Here is a 22,808-nt window from a genome sequence, read left to right on the forward strand (position 1 = left end):
GTGGTTGATGCTGGGGGGCGATCAAAAATGTCAATGATGACGCCAAATTTGTGGCTGTATCGATCTTTATCGCGGTTTAGGTGGCTGTGGGGCTATAAGAGCAAAATCATGGTTGTTGCCTTTGTCGGTATCCATGTGCCTCTGTTGACCTTGCTGGTTAGTTTTTTGGTGTCATCGACTTTCCCGATGGGGCTTACCGTCCGAGTGCTCATAATTGGGCTTTGTGCGACTCTGGCCGGGACCATCTGTACGCTTTATGCGCTCCGTGATTTATTAGCCCCGGTGGTTCTAACCGCTAAGAGTCTGCGTGATTATGCCAATCTCAGGGCGTTGCCCAATCTGCCCACGGAGTTCTCTGATGAAGTGGGACTGCTCATGAGCAATACCTCTCGAACGATCCAACAGTTGGATCAAGTGATTCACTACATGGCAAGCTATGACGATCTCACTGGCTTGCCCAATCAAACTCTCTTGTCTAGCCGCCTGCAGCAAAGGCTCTCTCATGCGCAGCAGAAGCATCAATTCTTTGCTGTCTCATCTTTTGCCATCGGGAATCTAGACGCGGTTTATAGTGCGTTTGGCAAAGAGAGCAGTGAGTCCTTTGTTAGGGCCGTTGCTCAGCGCCTTAGTCTGCAGTTCCATGAGTCCGTTCTTTTTTCTTACTTGGGCGGTGGCTTATTCACCGCTGTTCAGACCCATTCTGAAGAGTCAACAAATCGAGCTGTCCTGGCCCAAACGATTCTCGAAGCGCTGCAGGAACCTTTCATGCTTGATGAGCAAGAAATCTATGCGGTCGTGAATATAGGCACGAGTGTCTACCCCTATGACAGTACTGAGATCAATCAACTGCTGCAGCATGCCAATGCTGCCCTGAATCAGGCCAAGCAATTGGGGCGAAATACCCATCAGTTTTTTGCCTCTGAAATGAATGTCAAACTGCAGGAGCGCCTCAGTCTTGAAAATGAACTGCGCTGCGCCCTCGCTAGAAATGAACTGCAGCTTCACTATCAACCTCGGGTCGAGACTCAGAGCGGTCGCATTGTGGCGGTTGAGGCGCTCCTGCGCTGGCATAGTCCAACTCGGGGCTGGGTTTCTCCTGGAACCTTCATCCCCATTGCTGAAGACAGCGGCCTCATTCTGTCGCTTGGAACCTGGATTCTCAAAACGGCCTGTCGCCAGAATCGACTGTGGCAGGAGGCGGGCTTACCTCCCATTCGCATGGCGGTTAATTTATCGGTTCATCAGCTGCGGCAAGATAACTTTGGGGCATTGGTGGGGGATATTTTGGCGGAAACTCAACTAGATGCCGCGTCGCTGGAGTTAGAGGTAACCGAAAGTCTGATGATGGACAATATGCAACAGTCCATCGATACTTTGCAGGCGCTGGGTGATCGGGGCATTACTTTGGCGCTAGATGATTTCGGTACAGGGTACTCCTCTCTTAGCTATCTGCGACGATTCCCGATTGATACGCTCAAGATTGATCAGTCCTTCGTTCAGAATGTTTTGTCTGATGTTGGGGATGCTGCGATTACCAAAACGATCATTGCCCTTGCCCAAAATCTACAGCTCAACATCACTGCAGAGGGTGTCGAAACGCAGGAACAGTTCGAGTTCATCAAGTCGCAGGGATGTGATGAGGTTCAGGGCTTTTACTTTAGCCGTCCGATCTTGGCCGATCATTTGACTGACCTACTGCAGAATGGTGCCAATTTATCTAAGCAAAGTGCGCCGATGTCTTAAAGATCTGAGGCTGGGGCGACGACAGTAACGAGCCTTACTAATACACGCTCTTGCCCTTTATGCGCTCTGGGCCTAGGGTTTTTCTTCTGTTAACAGTAATGTCTCAACATAGTCTTTCGATTCTCGAAGCCCCCAGCCGGTTTGTTCTCGAACGCGCTTGATGGCTACAATCTTCTGACCATTTAGGACTAACTGTCGCACTTCTGCGTCTCTGTCTACCGAGAGATTTTGGGCTAGAGGCATTGGAGACGTTGATGTTTGGCTAACAGTGTCTAACTCGCTCACTGGATGCGTCAGGTCCTCTGCATATTGCTTCGCTTGCTTGAGGCTCCAGCCTGTCTGCTCGCGGATCAGTTTGATTGCCAGAATTTTGTGACCTTTGATCAGCAGATCTTGAGCTTCTGCATTGAGAGAGGGCCAGGATGGATGTGACGGATTGCCAGCGTTAGGGGACAGGGGCGGCTGACATTTTTGTTGAACGTGAGGCGCATTCGCGGCCCTTTGGCCTTGTTTCGGCTGGAGGATCCACCAGATAAAGATCATGAATAAGATGGCGGCACCCACAATCCAAACGACACTCATTGTTTAACCCCCTGCAAGAGCTGCTCTCATCAAGTCCAGTATGCCAATAATGAGGGCTTCTGCTATCAGTGAAAAGGAGCAGAGATCCATTATTAGGGGCGAACTGTCGGTTCGTTTAGAGTGCCTCTACCGATTTCGCGGGTCTTTTCTTAACGTGGCCTCAGGTTCGTTCTCATTAAATCGATCTAAAGTACTACATGGGGTGGGAGTAAAGATCCTAGAAGCTCAAAGAGGATCAAAATAGGATCGGTACTGGCTTGTGTAACTGAATGGCTTTGAGCCATGGTTACGGAAAATTGGGTGAGGCTAAGTCTCTGGTCGTTATTAGAGACTAATCTTTTGGAAATTGCTGTAGGCAGAATGATTAGAGGATGTTCTTTAATCTCTTGGCGCTGAGGTTGCGCTTGTTGACGGTGGGGCTGGTGATCCTAACCACGGCCTGTGGTACGGTCAGTGCTTCTGATGAGGCTAATGCGCCCCCAACGTCTGATGTGATTGCCGTGGATGTTGCGATCGCAACTCCCAATAAAACCCAGTCTGCTATCTATACCGGAACGACGGCACCGATTCGGGAAGTCTTGTTGCGATCGCAAATCCAAGGCCAGCTGCAGCGGCTGAGCGTGAAAGTGGGCGATCGCATCCAGCAGGGCCAGGTTCTGGGACAGCAGGATGACGACGTGCTCACCGGATCTGTGAACGAAGCCCGTGCCCAGCGTGAAGCCCAGGTGGCAGAGGTTGCCAGTGCCCGCAGCCAGGTGGGAGCTGTCAGTACCCAAGTTGAACAGGCTCGTTTGGGCTTGGTGCAGGCAAAAGGAAACATCCTGCAGCTTCAGAATGCTGTGCGGGCGCGTACTGAAGAGGCCCGCCTCCAGGTGCGGCAAACGCAATCAGACGCCGTTCGCCTGACTCAGCTTGCTAAAGACGGTGCTATCTCCGAGCAACGGGCAGAACAAGCCCGCACCCAAGCCCAGCAGGCTCAACAGAACTTGGTCAATATCCAGGCCAGCGGTATTCAAGAGATCACTCAGGCTCAAACAGCCGTCAAAACAGCGGCCCAGGTGCTACAGGCGGCAGAATCCCAAGTGGCCATGGAGCAAGGCACCGTTGATGCGGCTCAAATGCGCGTACTGGCTCAGCAATCCGTTCTCAACCAAGCTCAAAAACAGCGCACCAACGCTGTGCTGACGGCTCCCCTAACGGGAATTGTGATGGAGCGTCTGGCTGAAGAAGGAAATTTGCTGCAGGCTGGGGATGAAGTTCTCCGTCTGGGTGACTTTAAGCAGGTCAAAGTCATTGTCCAAGTTTCAGAACGCTTGCTGTCTCAGTTGCGCGTTGGTCAACAGACTCAAATTACCTTGGATGCCTTTCCGCAGCGTAACTTCAGCGGTAAAATCACCCGAATTTCACCCCTTGCTAACTCCGCTCGTCTGCTGCCGGTGGAAATTGTAATGGCCAATAACGGTAAGATCGGCAGCGGTCTATTGGCGCGGGTGAGCTTTGTTCAACCCCAACAGCAGCGGGTGTGGATTCCTGAGACAGCGCTGCAAACGAATGGGGGCCGCAGGCGGCCATCCACGGGGAAAGCACCCCAGGCTTCGCCCGGATCAAATTCCCATGCGGATTCCGCTGCTCAAAAGCCTGATTCAATCGAGAACCAAGCCACTCTATTTGTGCTGGAGACAGAGAGTCCCGAGCCTCGCGTTGCTTCTCGCTCTGTGGTTTTGGGGGAGCGTCGGAATGGTCAAGTTGAGATCATTCAGGGATTGAGTCCGGGGGAGTCCTTCGTGAGCCGCAGCAGTGAGCCGCTCAAGGATCAGACTGCCGTGAGCCTCAGCGCCATTTCAGAATCACCGGAGAACCGCTAGTGGAGCGCTCCTTTAGCCTCAGCACTCTTTCTATTCGACGACACATCGGTATCTCAATGCTGACGTTGGCCGTTGTGGTTTTGGGGGTCTTCTTCCTTTCGACCCTGCAGGTGGATCTGCTGCCTGCGATTACCTATCCCCGCATTGGGGTTCGCATCGATGCCCCCGGTGTTTCACCCGAGGTGGCGGTGGACGAGGTGACGGAGCCTTTAGAAGAAGCCCTTGCGGCCACGGAAGGCGTGGTGCAGGTGTACTCGCAAACGCGGGAAGGGCGGATCAGTCTTGATCTGTTTTTTCAGCCCGGTGGCGATATTGATCAGGCGCTTAATGACGCGACGGCCACCCTCAATCGCGCCCGTGGCGGTTTGCCCGATACGATTGAGCAGCCCCGCCTCTTTAAGTTTGATCCCTCACAGCTTCCGGTCTATGAGCTGGCCTTAACCTCGCCTGGATTAACGAAGTCACAACTGCGCGTCTTCGCGGAAGAAACTCTGGTACGGGAGCTGGGGATTGTCCCCGGCGTGTCTTCGGTGGAGGTCTCGGGTGCAGCTCCTGAAGAGGTGCGGATCAATGTCGATCTCAACCGATTACAGGCGGTTGGGGTGGGGCTGACCTCGGTGCTCGATGTCCTTCGCCAGCGTAATCAAGATACCTCGGGGGGCCGTTTGCAGGGGAACCTGGCCGAGCCTCTAACGCGAACGGTGGGCCAGTTTAAGTCTGTACCTGAGATTGAAAACTTGATTTTAAATGGGGCAGCGGGAACCGGCTCGAATGATGAATCTGACGGAGCGGCGACAGCCGGACAGCAAATCTATTTACGAGATGTGGCAGACGTCATTGATGGCGCTGCTGAACAGCGGGTCTTCGTTAACCTCAACCAGACGCCTGCGGTCAAGGTGAGCCTGCAAAAGCAGCCCGACGCCAATACCGTAGAGGTGGTGGATGGCGTTAAGGCCCAGCTTGATTATCTGCGCCAGCAGGGCAGCATTCCTAGCGGCATGGTGATTATTCCGACGCTGGATGAGGCGGTGTTTATTCGTAACGCGATTCGCAACGTTGCGATCGCAGGTCTGAGCGGCATGGTGCTAGCCACGCTGGCTGTTCTACTGTTCTTGGGTTCCCTGCGACAGACCCTGATTATTGTGCTGGCGATCCCCTTGGCAACCCTGGGGGCGATTATTCTCATGCGGCTCTTTGGCCTGTCGCTGAATGTCTTTAGTCTAGGGGGCTTGGCGCTTGGGGTCGGCATTGTCGTAGACAACTCCATTGTCATGCTGGAGACCATCGTTCAGGGGACGCGTTCGTCCAGGCATGCCGGTTCCCAGGCACTGCTGAGACAGGCAGAGCAGAGCAGTCGTCAGGTAGAGTCAGCCTTGGTGGCCTCCACCAGTACGAATTTAGTTGCAGTTCTGCCGTTTTTGCTCATTGGTGGCTTCATTGCTCTGCTGTTTAATGAGCTGCTGCTCACGATCAGCTTCGCCATTGCCACCTCGATTTTGATTGCCCTCACGGTTGTGCCGATGATGGCCTCTCGCTTGCTCACGATTCGCTGGTCGAGTCGGGTGGGGCAATCCTGGTTTTTAGTGACCTTTCGAGAGCAGTTTGAGCGAGCGACCCGTAGCTATCAGGGAAGCTTGGCGCGAGTTTTGCGGTGGCGATGGGGCGTGGTTGCGATCGCAACCCTGATCCTAGGCGGCAGCAGTCTGTTGATGTTCGATCAAATCCCGCAAGAAATTTTGCCCCCCATCAACACGGGGCAAGCCTCTTTCTCTGCTCGATTTCCTCCTGGCACCACCCTAGAGCAGAACCGCATCGTCACCGCCCGCGTCGAAGAAATCTTGGCGGAGCAGCCCGAGACCGACTATGCCTTCATCACGGCGGGTGGTTTTTTGTTTGGAACGAATGTCTCTGAAAATCCTCAGCGGGCCAACGGCACCATTACCCTGAAGCCGAATACCGATGTTGAAGCCTTTGCTGAGCGGGTGGGGCAAGCCGTTGAAAAACTCAACCTTGTTGATATTCGCATTGGTATTCGGCCTGGACGGGTGCGCGGTTTGATTACCAGCAACTCCCCCATTCGCGGTGCCGATCTCGATATCCTACTGCAGGGCAGCGATTCTCGCACCTTAAATCAGGCGGGGTTGATGGTGATCGGATTGCTGGATGAACAAGTCTCCGCAGCCCAATTTCAGCCCGACAACGATCCTCGGCAGTCTGAGCTGCAAATATACCCCGACTGGGAACGCGTCGCAGCGTTAGGACTCTCGGCACAGCAGATTGGTGACACTGTTCACACTGCTGTGGATGGACTAGTGCCGACGCAGCTTCAGCGCGACAACCGCCTCGTCGACATTCGCGTCCAGCTTGATCCGGCCTCTATTCGAACAGAGGAGCAGCTCGCGCAACTGCCGCTGTTTGCCACCGGGAACCAGCAAATTCGCCTAGCGGATGTTGCCAGAATTGAACCCGGTCAAGCTCCCGTTGAGATTAAGCGCATTAACCAGCGGCCCGTTTACCTGATTGCGGGTAACTTAGAAGATGGGGCGCGTCTGAGTGATGCCATCAAGGAAGTCGAGACGGCTTTTGCCGGTCTAGATCTCCCCGCTGGTGTGGCGCGGTTGCCAAGCACCATTGCCCAGAGCAATCAAGAACTACAGCAATCGCTCCAGCTTTTGGGAGGGCTGGCGGTGTTTTTGGTGTTCGTCGTCATGGCCGTGCAGTACAACTCGCTGATTGATCCTCTGGTAATTCTGTTCACAATTCCGCTGGCGCTCACGGGAGGAATCTTTGGCCTTTACGTTAGCCAAACCTCGATGGGAGCCACGGTGATTGTGGGCGTGGTCCTACTGGTGGGGATTGTGGTGAATAACGCCATCATTATGGTGGAGCTGGCGAATCAAATCTATGTCCAATCGAATCAAGATCGCCAAGCGGCTATTCTGCAGGCGGCTCCCCAGCGACTTAAGCCTATTTTGATGACCACAATGACCACGGTGTTGGGGATGTTTCCGCTGGCGCTGGGCATTGGTCAAGGGTCGGAATTCCTGCAGCCGTTGGGCATTGTGGTGTTTGCTGGTCTTTCGCTGGCGACGTTGCTGACGCTGTTTATTATTCCCTGTGTGTATCTAATGCTGCATGATGATCTGCCGCGGCGGTCTCGTCCTCAAGCAAGGCAGCCCTCCTTTCCTCTTGCTGCATCTCGCGTGATCTTGAAAGGCAAGGGTCGTCGGATAAAGTAGCTTGTCCTATAGCCGAGTTTCTTTGTCGATCAGATGGGCCTCCAGGAACCACAAACGCATGTCCGCAGTGCGCGAGATTTCGGTGTACAGATCTGCTGTGTCTGAATCGCCTGCCTCTTCTGTAGATGAGATCGCATCTCTCACATGACGGGCATAGGTAGCATAGGCATCTGCCAGCGCTTGCACATGCTCAGACCCTGCCACCGCATTCATTGGATATTCTGACAGCAGTGATTCCGCTGCCGCCACTCGGGCCGTCCCTCGTGCGACGGATCCTAGTGCTGTGATTCGCTCAGCAACCATATCGACATAGCCTTCGATTTCGCCCGCAAGTTCATCGAATAGGTTGTGAAGCTGGTAGAAATCCATCCCCTTTACGTTCCAGTGGGCCTGCTTGATCTGAGTTTTGAGATCCAAGCTGGTGGCAAGGGTCAAACTCAGCGTATCCACAACCTGCTCACGGGTACCCATCGGTAAATCAATACGGCTGGGATAAAAGCGATGCTTCGTCGTTTTGTGAGTGCTTGCAACCATGATGATTCCTCGTAGGGCAATGATATTGAGCTTAAACCGAAAATACGACCTGTGCCGTACCCTAGACAACGACTCAGTGGGGCCAGACGTAATGTCACTATGGCCCAAATTATGAGGAGAAAAGCACAAGAGTCCAACAACGGCGAGCCTGCCGTCACTAGGCAAAAACTAAAAAGCTGTTGAACTCTTATCGTTTGAAACAATCGTTAGGCTGGGTAAACGCCGCAGCAGAAACAGATCAGGACGTCAATGACTGAGCTCACTTTGAAGTTTCAAAACCTCAGTACCGTCTTCTTGCTCAATTAACGAGAGCCGGATTATTCTCGGAACCGTTGCGAGTCACTTCATTACCTTTGATCTTACGTGTGATCGAAGAGTGATGGATCTCTTGAACCTTACCCTCCGCTTGTCTGTTTCCCCAGGCCCAAGTGACGTTCTGACCTTTAGCTGCTTTGATAAAAATGAGTGATAAGCAGACGCGAGCAGCTAGGGGTAAGTATGTCATGAGTCTTCTCCTAAGTGGGATTGAAGGATTTTTGTGCGTGGATTGGCGCGGAAGATCTGTCGATGGTTGCGATCTCGCAAAATATAGTCCCGCAGCCAGCTACTCAGCAGGGCGAAGCGATTGCCGATGCCGGGTAAGTAGTAGAGGTGAATGACGAGCCAAGTTAACCATCCCAGCGGTCCGGTCACCTTGATTTTGCTGAGCAAATAAGCCACACCCGCATGACGGGCAATAATCGCGGCGCGTCCTTTATCGAAGTATGAAAAGGGCTGAGGGTCGCATCCCTGCATCTGCCGCTGGATATTTTTAGCCACTGCGCCCCCCTGCTGGAGTGCTTCGGGGGCCACGCCGATCAGAACTTCATCCCCCTGTTCAACGTGGGCAACATCTCCAGCCATATACACCGTTGGATAGTGAGCAAGCTGCAGGGTTGGCTCCACGACAACTTTTTGCTGACGAGCGGTGCCAATTACGCCATCCCAGTCTTCAGGGTGCGACAGGCTGGGTTTATCTGCCAAAACCCCTGCAGTCCAAATGACTGTGGCAGCCGCAATGTGTCTGTTATCGGAGAGAGCTGTACCTTGGGGCGAGACCGCCGTTACTTTTGTGGATAAACGAACCTCTATCCCACGTCGCTGAAGCTGTCGGAGGGTGTAGCGCCCCAGTGATCTGGGCAATCCGGGTAATAGAGTCTCGCCAGACTGAATTAAGAGAATTCGTGCTTTTGACAAATCAAGGTTGGGATAGTCTCGACGAAAGGGCCCCGCCAATAGCTCTTTAAGTGCGCCTGCTAACTCGATTCCAGTGGGACCACCTCCGACGATCACAAACGTTAGGTACTGAGATTCATTTGTTTGGTCAGCCTGTTCCAAACTCCAGAGAATTTGGTGACGAAGTGCGATCGCATCCTCCAGGGTCCGCAAGGCAAACGTATGCTCCGGTGCTCCGGGCACTCCCAGAAAACGTGTTTGGCTCCCCGTTGCCAAAATTAGATAGTCATACTCCAGATCGCCAGTATCGGTGATCACCTGCTGCCTGTCTAAATCGAGCTGCTTTACCGCCCCGAGCCAAAAGCGACTATGAGGAATGCGCCGGATCCAGTTGCGAATCGGATAGGCAATCACGCTGGGCGCAATGAAGCCGGTGGCAACCTGATAGAGCAGCGGAATGAAGGTGTGGTAGTTGTTGCGATCTATGATTACAATCTCAGCTCCGGTTTGAGAGAGCTTTTGGGCCGCTCGGATGCCTGCAAACCCTGCACCGATAATCACGATTCGCTGATGATTCTTGGGTGTTGAATGAGTCTGTGAGCCGATCAAGATACTGCCCAGCACAACCCCAGCCCCGATCAGTTGAATTGCGGTGAACGTCTCTTGTAAAAAGAAATATCCAATCAGAGAGGCCACTAAGGGGCTGAGCAGTCCCAGATAGGAGGCCGCAGTGGGATTCAACTTTGCGATTCCTCGGAACCAAAGTGCGTAGGCTAACCCTGTGCCCACTAGACCCAAATAGGCAAATCCCCATAGATTAGCGCGGGTGATCTGCTCAAACGGTCCCTCTGTGACCAAGGCCACCGGCAATAGCATCAGTCCCCCCACCGTTAGCTGCCATGCCGTGAACACAATCAGAGAAACAGGAGGCTTCCAGCGCTTCACCAGTACGGTCCCTAGCCCCATAGCGCCCGCACTGGCCAGGGCTGCAATGATGCCTATGCTATCTAGACGTGCGCTGGGGCCAAGCACTAACAGACCCACACCGATAAAGCCCGCTACTGCTGCAAGAATAGAACGCCTAGAGGGCTGCTCACTCAGAATCATCCAGGCAAATAGCCCGACCAATAAAGGCTGAATCGCTCCGGCTGTGGCGGCAACGCCCCCTGGAAGGCGATAGGCTGCAATGAACAACAATGCCTGAAAAACGCCAATATTGAGACCCCCTAAAACCAGCATCCGCCACCACCAGATGCCTTGGGGAAGCTTCCGCAGCCCTATGATTAGCAGCAGTCCTATGGGAAGCGATCGCATCGCGGCCACCAACAACGGATGACCTAATGGCAAAAACTCAGTCGCCACCACATAGGTTGTCCCCCATGAGATAGGAGCCAGTGCCGTGAGCAGAATGTTGAAGAGGCGAGTTGCTTTCACAGATTGACTTCAACCTTAAATTGATTTGCCTGGATTGCGGTGGGTGCCCTATTCACGTTAGCGATCGCGTGCTTTATCTGCACACCCTACAGACTTCAGATAGTTGGGTCTTGCACAAAATTGCGGTCTTTTGTCGATTCGTTGTCACGCTTTCGCATGGCCTGTTTACATATTGGTTGGATCAGAGAAGTCCGCTGATGCCCCTATCGGCTGCTATTGATGAAAGGGGCGACGCAAAAGTGACGGCTGGCCCTTGAGGGATAATTCTGCTGGGGTTCAGTTCGGGTAGACCCGCATAGTAAATCCGCTTCACATGATCGGTACTACAAACCTCATTGACCCACGGATGTTAATAAGGCGACCGACAGTAATTCCACTGTCCTCAGGGACAGCCAAGGAATGACTTAGCCATTGGAGAACCAGGCATTCGCACCGAATCTCATCGCGACAACCATCGCCAAACCATCGGCACTATCAAGTTTTATTGCGCTCAGCACAATTAAAGGCATATGATATGAGTTCTAACTTAGAGCCTGTAAAAGCAGGCTGCGTAGGGGTCGTTAATCTTAACAATTACTCTCAAACAAAGCATGGAACATTAATGTGAAGTAGTCATTCACTATTTATAGAAACTAAATAAACCCAACATCTTCACAGCACGGTAGGCAAAGGAGTTTAGCTCAGCAGGTAACGTAAAAGATATCACCAGCTAGACAACAACAAGGCTTTCATCCGCGAAAGAACATCCTCACTTGCTGAGGGACTCTTTTTTTATTCTCTAGGTATTACTTGTTTATTAAAAGACTTCACGAAGTCTACTGAGTTCTTGTACTCTGCTTTATCACAATCAGGACTTGGAACATAGCTCAAGATTTACTTGATTAAGGAAATGTCGAATGCTCACAGACCTAGGACAGCTAATCTATACTAGTTTTCCTGGCGCGGGCTTAAAAAGAGTCTGTAGCAACCAGATACCGCTAGACATTCAAGACGCCTTTCTACATCAAGTTGTTTATAAAAACTGGAACTCCTATAATCCTCCAAGTTCTGGAGAGCAGGCAGTTTATCTTTATCAGCCAAACTTAGAGAGCTGCATCTTTGGCTGGCTTTATAGTGACAGTATTGATGAGCACAATCGCCACATTCCATATTTCCTAGGATATTATCTAGAAAATACCTTGAATACCAGCTATTTACAGCAAGTCCTAACCTGTATACAAAAAGGACCCATTGGTTTTTGGAACTACAGCAGCGCCCCCGACCAATATCCAAATCTAGTCAGCATTGAAGACGTTAACACTTACGATGCAGCTCGAGAAGGGTTACATCTTTCATCTGATTTTTGCGATACCCTGCATGTAGATCTGGGCATGGAGAAAGAACTCAATTTCTTTAATTTCTCTAAGCGAGAATCTTCGCAAGCCATCATCTTAATAGATGAGCATTTAGATAGGGAGGTGGACGATGGAGATAGAGATCTCCTAAGAGAGGAAGAATCAAAAGCAGATGAAAAACCTGCGATAAATACATCAGAACTAATCGAGCTTATTTTACAGAATCTAATTCAGAAACCGCTCGAAATTCAATCAGCTTTTTTGGTTTCTGCAGAAGGCCAGCTACTTACTCCTGCAATGAATATAGATAAAGATAGTGCTCTAATCATCGCGGGAACTATGATTTATTTAGCGCAGAGTACGAGTACAGAGTTACAGTGGGAAAAAATCGAAAAAATTTGCATCCAAGGAACAGAAGGATATATGATTTTGGCTTCCTGTACGCCTGATTGTTTTTTACTCATTCAAGCTAATAAGGTACTGATGGGGCTACTGGATGGGGAAGTCAACCGTGTCATACAAAAGATTAGGGCTATTTTACTGACTCATCAATCTGACACACATTCTTCAGAAGATGAGACAAACATAAAGAATCTATCTCAAGTGAGCAGCAACTCCAAATCAACAAAAAGCAAGCCTGTCATGTATCGTGGAAATCCCATCCAACGAGAACCTTAACTTCGCTTACTTTTAAAGTTCTAGGATCACTTCAATATATTTAAAGATAGAAGAAAAAATTTTCCTGTAGCTTTATCTTTCCTATAAAACAAACCTATGGCATAACAAATTTAGAGGTAGGTTATAGATGTCTAAAACTGCGATTCAATCTCTTAATTTTCTTAGCATTGGCGATCGGGGTGTTGGCAAAACAATTTTCTTGCTGGCCAACTACGCTGCACTGCGTCCGAAGTCAGCAGATGCACAGAAACAGGATATATATTTTGATTGCCAAAATGGTAAAGATCGAAAGAATCTTGAATCGCTGTTAGCGCTAGTCGCTAAAACAGGTCAATATCCACCTCCAACACTTCAAATCACCGACTTTAGATTTGATGTCAAACGCCACAGTTGGCAGGGAGCCAAAGTGCTGTGCCAGTTTCACTGGTCAGATGTACCTGGAGAGTCTTGTCAATCCTTTGATGCAGAGTTTCAAGCGGTCTTGCAAAAATCCCATGGCTGCTGCTTATTTCTGGATGCCTACGAGTTGATTCATAATCCGCAGTACCTCGCTCATTTAGAGATGTTAACCAAGCGAGCTGAAGCGATCGCATCTCTAGCCCACCGATATCAACTCCACTACTCTATTGCCCTGGTTTTGACAAAGTGTGATCTTATTGGTGCGGGTCCCTCAGGCCTGCTGAAGCTAGAAGAAAAGCTGCATCCCTTAATTCGTTCCTTGAAAGCCGTCAACGCCAACTATCGCTGCTTCTACTCAGCCATTCCGATCTCTGCCTTTAAAACGCCTACCGTCCTTGAAGCCCACGGGATTGAAGCGCCGCTGTTATGGTTAGTTACAGAAGCCAGAGCCTCTAGTCGACCCCTTCAAACCCTAGATAAAAGTCTAGATAGTGTTTTGTCAAATTCGGTAGCCCCCTCCTCCAAGACAACCTCGACGAAGAGCGGCAGTCCTGTTTGGCTTCGTCTCCTAGCGGGGGTTGGTATTTTGGGAGTGTTAACTGGGCTATTTGTAGGTCTTCGCGCTCTATTGCCTTCCACAGACCCATCACTTTCCTCCAACCCATCGATTCGTAGGCATCAAATTACACTGAAGCGTGATCCCGACAATGTGGAGGCCACCAGACAGCTCGCGGCAGAATATACAAAACTAGAACAGTACGGTCAAGCCATCCCCCTGCTCGAGAATCTCGCTCAAGAACAGCCTGAAAATCTCAACTTGCTAACTGAATTAGGTCGACTTTATTTAGTAACAGGACAGTTACAGAAAGAAGAGAATATCTATGACCAGATTTTGCTCCAGGATGAAAGCAATATCTTAGCCCTGACAGGTAAGGCTGAGATTTATCTAAAAAAAGGGGAAATTGAAACGGCAAAGTCGCTGTTCGCAGAAGCTGAAGAGCGTGCCCCTTCAGAAAAGCTGAAGCAGACAATTCGCAAAATAGCCACAGAAAATCTCCAGGCAGCCGAGAAGTAAATGCATCGATAACGACTCAGCTTTTACTGAACCGTCTGTCGTCACTTCACTGAGAAGCAGAGATAATAGACCACTAGCGATGGCTGCCTAACTTCGCAGAGAAGCAGCCAACTCAGCACTTCTTCAGACGGCGGCTAGCCATCTGTAAAGCTAGCCTCAATAACATCAGAATCATCGTCGCTAGAGGCTGCTGCTGCGTTCGCTACCGCCTGCTGTGCCTGTGCCTCCAGTTGCGGCTGAAACTGGAACAGCGAATAGACAACATTACGACGAATCGCAATCATCATTTCTAAGAACAGCTCATAACCTTCGCTCTTATACTCCACAAGCGGATCTTGCTGGCCGTAGCCCCGCAGCCCTACCGCCTCACGCAGAGCATCCATTTGCTGGAGGTGCTCGCGCCAGAGAGTATCAATTTGCTGCAGAATAAAGAATCGTTCTGCCTGACGCATGAGTTCTGGCTGAAGCTGATCCACCTCGGCCTCTTTCTTGTCGTAGGCAATCCGGACCTGCTCACGAAGGAACATCTGCATCTCCGGCATCGATAGATTCTCAAAATGGCTGGGTTCAAGATCCTGCAGGAGGTAGACGAACTCCTTAATCTTCTCCACCATGCTGCCAAGATTCCACTCTTCTGGCGGTAGTTCTGGGTTGACATAGGCCCCAACAATGTCATCCATTGTTCGCTCAGCGTACTCAATAACCTTCTCTTTGAGATCCTCGCCCTTCAGAACCCTCAGACGTTCAGCATAGATAGCGCGGCGCTGATTGTTCATCACCTCGTCATACTCAAATACCTGCTTACGAATGTCGTAATAGTAAGTCTCAACCTTCTTTTGCGCATTCTCTAAGCTGCCGGTGAGAATTCGGGATTCAATGGGCATATCCTCCTCAACACGGAAAGCATCCATGAGGCCGGCAACACGGTCGCCACCAAAAATCCTTAGCAAATTGTCTTCGAGACTCAGGAAAAACCGCGTTGAACCTGGATCACCTTGACGTCCTGCCCGTCCCCGCAGTTGATTATCAATGCGGCGAGATTCGTGACGCTCGGTGCCGATAACGTGCAGACCACCTCGCTCTACGACTCGGTCATGCTCCGCGCTGGTCAGGATTTCATACTCACCTTTAACCTGGTTGTAGACCTCCCGAAGCTTTTGAGTCACAGGGTCATCTGTCGGCGCTTTCTCAGAGGCTACAGCTAGCATCTCCTCAGCCTGCAGCTCTGAAATACTTCGTTCCCCAAGCTGCTTCACAGCAAAGGCCACCGTACTTTTCAACAGCTCTTCTGTCTTTCCAGATAGCTCTGTCGGATAAATTTCTGGCGCAACCTTCCATGTCTTTCGGGCTGTTCCCGTCTGCTGTGCTTCACCGTCTCCAAAGCCTTGCCCCGTTTGCGCATCAGGAACACCTGCCTGCATCATCGACATCGGGTTACTATCTTCAGGCTGCACAATACGCGGCATGAAATACTCGCGCACTTTCAAGCGGGCCATATAGTCGACATTTCCGCCCAGAATAATATCAGTTCCACGACCTGCCATATTTGTGGCAATAGTCACCGCCCCACCACGGCCTGCTTGCGCAACGATTTCTGACTCTCTTTCTACATTTTCAGGTTTTGCGTTGAGTAGATTGTGCGGAATATTTTTTTCTAGCAGAAGCTTCGAAAGTACCTCAGATTTCTCAACACTAGTGGTACCGACAAGCACAGGACGACCATCTTCGTGCATCTGAGCGCACTCAGATGCGATCGCCTGCCACTTGGCTGGCTCAGTTTTATAGACCACATCGGCAATATCCTGTCGCTGATTCTTGCGATTGGTCGGAATAATCGTGACTTCTAGCTTGTAGATTTTCTCTAATTCAGCTTCCTCTGTCTTTGCCGTTCCCGTCATCCCAGCCAGCTTGGGGTAGAGCAAGAACATATTCTGATAAGTAATCGTGGCTAAGGTCTGTGTTTCATTCTGAATTTCCACTTTTTCCTTGGCTTCAATCGCTTGATGCAGGCCATCACTCCAGCGTCGCCCGGGCATCACCCGCCCCGTAAATTCATCAACGATGACAATTTCGTCATTGCGGATGATGTAGTTAACATCTTTAACAAATAGCTCTTTTGCCTTGATTGCATTGAAGACGTAATGAGCCCAGGGATCATTAGGGTCAAACAGATCGTCTACCTTAAGCAGCTTTTCAGCTTCAATGAATCCCTCATCTGCAAGAACAACATTTCTAGCCTTTTCATCCACTTCGTAATGATCTTCGCTCTGTAGCGCAAACGCGACTCTCGCCGCATCCATATATTTCTCTGTGGGGCGTTCCACTTGGCCTGAGATAATTAGCGGAGTGCGAGCCTCATCGATCAGAACAGAGTCCACCTCGTCAATCACGCAGTAGTTAAAGGGACGCTGTACCACCTCCGCCATTGAGGTGGCCATATTGTCGCGCAGATAGTCAAATCCCAGCTCACTATTGGTGGCATAGGTAATGTCACAGGCATAGTTCTTTTGCCGCTCATGGGGCTGCATTGATTGCTGAATCAGGCCCACGCTGAGATTCAAGAAGCGATGAATTTGCCCCATCCATTCTGCATCACGGCGAGCAAGGTAGTCGTTGACGGTAACCGCGTGAACCCCTTTGCCAGCAAGCGCATTCAAATAAGAAGGCAGAGTTGAAACAAGCGTTTTACCCTCACCCGTTTTCATCTCAGCAATTTGGCCATCGTGCAAAATCATGCCGCCCAGCAGCTGCACGTCAAAATGTCGGAGCCCCAAGACCCTCACAGATGCTTCTCTAACAACAGCGAATGTCTCCGGCAGTAGTGAGTCTAGAGATTCTCCCTTCTCAATTCGTTGCTTAAACTCGGCTGTTTTGCCCTGTAAGTCCTGATCTGAAAGGGGCTGAATCTCCTCCTCCAACAAATTGATTTCAACGATATCAGGTTGGTATTTCTTGAGCTTACGTTTGTTGGGATCGCCCAGAATGGTTTTCAGCATGGTTTAGTTAACAAGAATTTTAGTCAGGAGGGCCGCCAATACAGGGCTAAGCAAATGACGTTCATCGCCATAGCAAAAGCTTTAATGTCAGCCCAGACAACGCAGCAATACTTTTACAATCTTAACATTACTGCTTCAGGGCCAAGTGAAAACCTTTAATTCAACGCAGCCAGCTCCTAATTTTCTAGCCTTCATTGACCAAATTCTAAGCGCGCTTGCTCAACCAGCTCACTGGTAACAACCTCAAGTTCTGCTTCACGAGCGAGTGCCTCAATGCGGTATCTCGCCTGCGTTCGCGCGAAGTAAGGAATATTTCTCAGCTTAGCCTCAGCAGTTGCGGTCCAGCGGAGCATATCTGTGAAGTCAGACTCTCGCATTTCGGTACGGGCCTCGTAAGGATCTCAGCCTTTATTGTAAAGCGAATATAAAAGCTCCTGCCTCAAACAGAAGCAGGAGCTAAAAGCAAAACCAAGCTGAAATCAGCCTACATTTTTGCCAACTTTATTCGTACTCAGCCATAGACAAAGCAGGCTCTGTCCTACGCTCAATACCTTTTTCAAATCCAGCTGCGGCGGCCCGAGCACGACCTGCATGCCAGAGGTGACCGATGAAGAAGAAGAAGGCTAAAGCAAAGTGAGATGTCGCTAGCCAAGCTCGAGGAGAGACGTAGTTCACTGAGTTAATTTCAGTTGCTACACCACCGACAGAGTTCAAAGAACCCAAAGGAGCGTGGGTCATGTATTCAGCCGCACGGCGAGCTTGCCAAGGCTGAATATCACTTCTGAGCTTATTGAGATCTAGACCGTTAGGACCACGAAGTGGCTCTAGCCAAGGACCGCGGAATTCCCAGAAACGCATGGTCTCACCACCAAAGATGATCTCACCGGTGGGGGAGCGCATGAGATATTTACCCAAACCAGTGGGGCCTTGAGCAGACGCTACGTTAGCACCCAATCTTTGGTCACGGATCAAGAAAGTCAAGGCCTGAGCCTGAGATGCTTCTGGACCAGTAGGACCATAGAATTCACTAGGATAAACAGTGTTGTTGAACCAGACCATGAAGGCGGCGATAAAACCGAAGACACACAGGGCGCCCAAGCTATAGGACAAGTATGCTTCGCCAGACCAGACAAAGGCTTTCTTAACCCAAGCCCAAGGCTTGGTCAAAATGTGCCAGACGCCACCAAAGATGCAGTGAACGCCTACCCAGATATGGCCACCAACAATATCTTCTAAGTTGTTGACGCTAACAATCCAGCCTGACTCACCAAAGGGAGAGCGCGTGATGTAGTCCAAGAAAACACCAAAGCTCCAGGTTGGACTGGTCACAACACGGACCTGGCCACCACCTGGAGCCCAAGTATCGTAGAGACCGCCAAAGAACATGGCTTTCGCCACGAGCAAAAGTGCACCAATTCCGAGAATCACAAGGTGATACCCGAGAATGGTTGTCATCTTGTCCTTGTCTTCCCAGTCGTAACCAAAGAAGTTGGAATAATCAAGCTGTTCAGGACCACGAATAGCGTGGAATGTTCCACCCAAACCTAAAACGAAGGAAGCAATCAGGTGAATTGCGCCAACGGCAAAGAATGGAAATGTATTGATAATTTCTCCGCCTGCACCCACGCCCAAGCCAAGAGAGGCGAGGTGAGGAAGAAGGATACAGCCCTGTTCATACATGGGCTTCTCAGGGATCAGATGAGCTGTCTCAAACAGCGTCATACCACCTGCCCAAAAAACGATTAGGCCAGCGTGGGCAACATGAGCGCCAAGTAGACGACCCGATACTGCGATCAGGCGAGCGTTACCCGCCCACCAGGCAAAACCTGTCGATGGCCGGTCATAGCCAGCGGTTTGATTAGAGAGCGTTACCACGCGGTAGTACCTCCTCTGGGAAGATGAAGTTTTCATGGGGCTGGTCTTGCGGTGCCATCCAGGCACGCAGACCTTCGTTGAGCAGAATGTTCTTGGTGTAGAACGTCTCAAACTCAGGGTCTTCTGCCGCTCTGACTTCCTGAGAGATGAAGTCGTAGCTACGCAGGTTCAAAGCAATACCTACAATTCCAATCGATGCCATCCACAGGCCTGTAACAGGCACAAACAGCATGAAGAAGTGCAGCCAGCGCTTGTTGGAGAAAGCAATACCGAAAATCTGTGACCAGAATCGGTTCGCTGTGACCATTGAATAGGTCTCTTCTGCTTGAGTCGGGTTGAAGGCACCAAAGGTGCTCGACTCTGAACCGTCTTCAAACAAGGTGTTCTCAACCGTGGCACCGTGAATCGCACACAGAAGTGCGCCACCCAAGACACCGGCAACGCCCATCATGTGAAAGGGGTTGAGGGTGAAGTTGTGGAAACCTTGAACAAACAGAATGAATCTGAAAATACCCGCCACACCAAAGCTCGGTGCAAAGAACCAGCTCGACTGGCCCAAGGGGTACATCAAAAAGACTGAGACAAAAACTGCAATGGGTGCACTGAAGGCGATGGCGTTGTAAGGACGCACGCCAACAAGACGCGCAATCTCAAACTGACGCAGCATGAAGCCCACCAGTGAAATGGCACCGTGCAGTGCCACAAAAGTCCACAGGCCGCCCAGCTGGAACCAGCGGGTCAGGTTACCCTGTGCTTCGGGTCCCCAAGGTAGCAAGAGGGAGTGCCCCAAGCTATCTGGAGGTGTGGAAATGGCAACGGTCAAAAAGTTGCAGCCCTCTAGGTAAGAACTGGCAAGACCGTGGGAATACCAAGATGTAACGAAGGTTGTGCCGGTAAACCATCCACCCAGTGCCAAAAAGGCGGTGGGGAATAGTAAAACGCCGGACCAACCAATAAAGACGAACCGATCACGCTTGAGCCAGTCGTCGAGGACGTCAAACCATCCTCTCTCCTGGGCGCGTCCGACTGCTATGGTCATGGGAATAAGCCCTCTTGCTCTAACTCTAAGGTTGCAAGGATACAAACACCTTGCGGGTTATCTTGCGAAACCAGCGAAGACATCGGAATACTGTCTTAGTTTGACATGGAAGTCACCCCAAAACGCTAACCTGCCTCTCTTCATACATTCTGATGTTATATAGAACGGTCCTGTTGCACCCGATCAAGGAATGCAGATGGAAAGTTGTAATCAATAAAAACAGGGCGGCACGAAAGAATCATTTGCCCTGATCAAGATGCTTCCCTAGGAAAATACTAGGTAAAAACACTTAGGAGATGAAAATGTAGGATTAGCGGGGCGGTCAAGCAAGTATTCGTATCCTGCAACACAATTAATATCGCTTAATCTTTTTGATAACGGAATTCTTGCGAAATATCAAGTTCTCTAACGGTTGTCTCAGGTAGGGAAATCCATAGCTGTATAACGACTCAAGTTGAATCAACTACTGTTCATGACGAGACTGCTACACAGGAATTGGGTCTGCTACGGGCGGGATGAAGGCCGTCGAATTGTTACATTCTTTTACAAAAAAGCTCTGCCAGAGTACTGAGATCAGGAGCATGATTCACGATCTAGACTCTGTGCTTTAATGAGCGACAGGGACGCGGTGGCCGTCTTAATATTTTGCTCGCAGCACATTTATTCTGAAAATATGACGACTCAAAGCTCCGGTGGCAATTCAGTTTTGCGCTACGACGTTCTAGGCTCGCGACGCTTCAGCAATTATTGGTGGGCGACGGTTACAACTATTGCGGGTTCAGGCTTTTTGCTCGCGGGCCTCTCTAGCTTTCTGCAGACAAATCTGTTGCCAATGGGTAATCCTGTGGAGCTGATTTTTATTCCTCAGGGGATTGCTATTGGCTTTTATGGGGCAGCAGCTCTGTTGATTAGCGCTTACCTGTGGGTTGCGATCGCACTTAACATTGGTTCTGGCTACAACGAATTCAACAAAGAGACCGGCATGGTGCGCGTCTTTCGCTGGGGATACCCTGGCAAAAACCGACGCGTAGAAGCCACGTCCCGTCTGAGCGATGTTCAGGCTATTCGTATTAATATTCGAGGCGGCCTTAGCCCCAAGCGAACGCTCTATGTGAAGGTGAAGGGCCGGGGAGATATTCCGCTAACGCGTATTGGACAGCCCCTACCGATCTCAGTCATTGAAGGGCAAGCCGCTGAGATTGCTCGCTTTTTAGAAGTCCCGATGGAAGGTCTCTAGTTTTAATGAATTTAGCAACATCAATTGGAATCGTAGGGCGGCAGCTCCTGGCCGTTTCTTTAGCAATGACGCTCATGGCCTGCAGCACCCAGCCCACGAGTCCCTCAGGCGGCGCTGAGGGCGTGAAGCAGGCACAGGCAGAGACGCCGCTGCTGAGCGAATCAGAGCCAGCGGCGACCGCACAACAGCCCAAATTAAAAGGCGAAGCAACGGTCCAGATAACGGTAAACGGCAAGCCCATCACCGTCACCATTAATGGTGATGCTGCCCCCATCACGGCAGGGAATTTTGTTGATCTCGTCGATCAGGGTGTTTATGACGGCACCAGCTTCCATCGCGTTGTGCGTCAGCCTCAGCCCTTTGTTGTGCAGGGTGGAGACCCTCAGAGTAAAGATGCCAGCGTTCCCGCACAGCAGCTAGGCACGGGTGGCTTTATCGATCCAGCCACTCAGCAGGAACGCACCATTCCGCTAGAGATTGTGCCAGAGGGTGAAGATCAGCCTGTTTATAGCGAGACCATTAAGGCAGCAGGCAAGACACCCAAGCTGAAGCACACAAAAGGAGCCGTGGCGATGGCTCGTTCACAGTCGCCGGACTCAGCCTCCTCGCAATTTTATTTTACGCTCAGCGACCTACCGTTTTTAGATGGCGACTATGCTGTGTTTGGCTACGTGACAGAGGGAATGGATATCGTTAATCAAATTCAGCAGGGCGATCGCATCGAATCGGCCAAGGTTACTCAGGGAATTGAGAATTTAACACGATAACGCTTGAGTTCTTCCCAAACACTTTTCAATAAAAAACGCCGCCAGTCAAGCGCTTGACTGGCGGCGTTTTTACTTGGCTCTAGTAAAGATAATTCAGAGAATCAATTTATAGCAGTACGCGGCTGAGTTAGGACAGCCCTTCTTTAGCAGGCATGGTATTCAACCATTTTGATGTCCTAATCAATACGCGTACCGCTATACCTCTAGGAAGCAAGCTGCTTTTGCTCGTTCTCCAAAACATGAATCAGGTTTTGGTTACCTTGAGTCCGAGCAACGCTCAAGCGGCGCTCTAGATTTTTCTGAATGGACAGATTGTGGACTTTCTCTAGCTCTGACTGGACTCGATGACGATCGGTGAGCACGGCAACAGGGACCATACTGGCATCACGCGCTACGGATTCAACCGAACGACTGGCGATCTGTCCGCCGAGACCAGGCATGTATGCAACACCCCGATACTTGAGCGTCACTCTAGGATGAGAAGCAGCAATATCAAAGTGAGAACGACGGCAGGTCCGTCCCCGGTAGCGACCAATGACCTCAGAGGTTGTAGCCACTGCCGTAAAAGGGGTAAAGCGATATTTAACGCCTCGATAAGAAAGATTCATGGAAATGCGGCCTCCGACCAATAATGTAAATGAGGCGCGTTCCTTCGGGAAAATCCCTACTTCCGTCTTATTCAACGACGAGCTTTTGAGCAAATGAAAAAGAATCTCAAGTCTACGCTAAACAAGATGAACGACTTTTCTGTATCTAATGATACCCTTTATTTCTAAAATCGTGCTTAAGGTCTATT

The 22,808-nt window shown here is 50.5% G+C and carries 16 protein-coding genes and 1 riboswitch; of the genes, 7 read left to right on the forward strand and 9 right to left on the reverse strand.

The window, feature by feature from the left end:
* The first annotated feature begins 108 nt into the window (after nt 1-108).
* Nucleotides 109-1,743, forward strand: coding sequence for a putative bifunctional diguanylate cyclase/phosphodiesterase (locus C1752_RS13420; protein ID WP_233501590.1), 1,635 nt, complete (start codon nt 109-111; stop codon nt 1,741-1,743).
* A gap of 72 nt (nt 1,744-1,815) precedes the next feature.
* On the opposite strand, the gene C1752_RS28445 is transcribed toward C1752_RS13420, so the two are convergent.
* Nucleotides 1,816-2,325 (reverse strand): hypothetical protein, encoded by a 510-nt coding sequence (locus C1752_RS28445; RefSeq protein WP_158535093.1) that lies wholly within the window; start codon nt 2,323-2,325, stop codon nt 1,816-1,818.
* A 371-nt stretch (nt 2,326-2,696) separates the two neighbouring features.
* Between C1752_RS28445 and C1752_RS13430 the strand changes: the two genes are divergently transcribed.
* Both C1752_RS13430 and C1752_RS13435 read left to right on the forward strand, forming a co-directional pair.
* Nucleotides 2,697-4,190 (forward strand): efflux RND transporter periplasmic adaptor subunit, encoded by a 1,494-nt coding sequence (locus tag C1752_RS13430; protein ID WP_110986574.1) that lies wholly within the window; start codon nt 2,697-2,699, stop codon nt 4,188-4,190.
* 56 nt (nt 4,191-4,246) lie between these two features.
* Nucleotides 4,247-7,429 carry an efflux RND transporter permease subunit gene (locus tag C1752_RS13435; protein ID WP_233501594.1) on the forward strand — a complete coding sequence of 1,061 codons (3,183 nt, stop codon included), beginning with the start codon at nt 4,247-4,249 and terminating at the stop codon, nt 7,427-7,429.
* Nucleotides 7,430-7,435: 6 nt separating this feature from the next.
* On the opposite strand, the gene dps is transcribed toward C1752_RS13435, so the two are convergent.
* The 3 genes from dps to C1752_RS28955 all read right to left on the reverse strand — a co-directional run bounded on the left by dps (nt 7,436) and on the right by C1752_RS28955 (nt 10,612).
* On the reverse strand, nt 7,436-7,963 hold the full coding sequence (gene dps / locus C1752_RS13440) for a DNA starvation/stationary phase protection protein Dps (protein WP_110986576.1): 528 nt from the start codon (nt 7,961-7,963) through the stop codon (nt 7,436-7,438).
* Between the two features lie 298 nt (nt 7,964-8,261).
* Entirely contained in the window at nt 8,262-8,468 is a 207-nt protein-coding gene (locus C1752_RS13445) for a hypervirulence associated TUDOR domain-containing protein (RefSeq protein ID WP_199464389.1), read from the reverse strand.
* The gene (locus tag C1752_RS28955) at nt 8,465-10,612 is read right to left on the reverse strand and encodes an FAD-dependent oxidoreductase (RefSeq protein WP_199464390.1); all 2,148 of its coding nucleotides are present in this window, start codon (nt 10,610-10,612) and stop codon (nt 8,465-8,467) included. Before C1752_RS28955 ends, C1752_RS13445 begins: the two co-directional genes overlap by 4 nt.
* 896 nt (nt 10,613-11,508) lie before the next feature.
* Between C1752_RS28955 and C1752_RS13455 the strand changes: the two genes are divergently transcribed.
* Complete coding sequence (locus C1752_RS13455) at nt 11,509-12,624, forward strand: roadblock/LC7 domain-containing protein (protein WP_110986577.1); 1,116 nt, start codon at nt 11,509-11,511, stop codon at nt 12,622-12,624.
* Between the two features lie 127 nt (nt 12,625-12,751).
* Nucleotides 12,752-14,098, forward strand: a complete 1,347-nt coding sequence (locus C1752_RS13460; RefSeq protein ID WP_110986578.1) for a tetratricopeptide repeat protein — start codon at nt 12,752-12,754, stop codon at nt 14,096-14,098.
* A gap of 134 nt (nt 14,099-14,232) precedes the next feature.
* Here the strand turns inward: C1752_RS13460 and secA are convergent, their stop codons facing one another.
* The 4 genes from secA to psbD form a co-directional block, all read right to left on the reverse strand.
* Nucleotides 14,233-17,094: a preprotein translocase subunit SecA gene (gene secA, locus C1752_RS13465; protein WP_110986579.1), complete on the reverse strand. Its 2,862-nt coding sequence runs from the start codon at nt 17,092-17,094 to the stop codon at nt 14,233-14,235.
* A gap of 191 nt (nt 17,095-17,285) precedes the next feature.
* Nucleotides 17,286-17,471 (reverse strand): PCP reductase family protein, encoded by a 186-nt coding sequence (locus C1752_RS13470; RefSeq protein WP_110986580.1) that lies wholly within the window; start codon nt 17,469-17,471, stop codon nt 17,286-17,288.
* Nucleotides 17,472-17,595: 124 nt separating this feature from the next.
* Complete coding sequence (gene psbC, locus C1752_RS13475) at nt 17,596-18,969, reverse strand: photosystem II reaction center protein CP43 (RefSeq protein ID WP_199464395.1); 1,374 nt, start codon at nt 18,967-18,969, stop codon at nt 17,596-17,598.
* Entirely contained in the window at nt 18,953-20,008 is a 1,056-nt protein-coding gene (psbD, locus tag C1752_RS13480) for a photosystem II reaction center subunit D2 (protein WP_110986582.1), read from the reverse strand. The genes psbC and psbD overlap by 17 nt, the downstream gene beginning before the upstream one ends.
* 640 nt (nt 20,009-20,648) lie before the next feature.
* On the opposite strand from psbD, the gene C1752_RS13485 reads away from it, so the two are divergent.
* The gene (locus C1752_RS13485) at nt 20,649-21,245 is read left to right on the forward strand and encodes a photosystem I assembly protein Ycf4 (RefSeq protein ID WP_370664152.1); all 597 of its coding nucleotides are present in this window, start codon (nt 20,649-20,651) and stop codon (nt 21,243-21,245) included.
* Nucleotides 21,246-21,250: 5 nt separating this feature from the next.
* On the forward strand, nt 21,251-22,012 hold the full coding sequence (locus C1752_RS13490; RefSeq protein WP_199464391.1) for a peptidylprolyl isomerase: 762 nt from the start codon (nt 21,251-21,253) through the stop codon (nt 22,010-22,012).
* A 203-nt stretch (nt 22,013-22,215) separates the two neighbouring features.
* Here the strand turns inward: C1752_RS13490 and C1752_RS13495 are convergent, their stop codons facing one another.
* Nucleotides 22,216-22,620: a DUF4278 domain-containing protein gene (locus C1752_RS13495; protein WP_110986584.1), complete on the reverse strand. Its 405-nt coding sequence runs from the start codon at nt 22,618-22,620 to the stop codon at nt 22,216-22,218.
* Nucleotides 22,621-22,653: 33 nt separating this feature from the next.
* Nucleotides 22,654-22,755: riboswitch (Glutamine riboswitch) on the reverse strand.
* Nucleotides 22,756-22,808: the final 53 nt, after the last annotated feature.

Source organism: Acaryochloris thomasi RCC1774, from assembly GCF_003231495.1.
In the GTDB taxonomy this organism is placed as follows: Bacteria; Cyanobacteriota; Cyanobacteriia; order Thermosynechococcales; family Thermosynechococcaceae; genus RCC1774.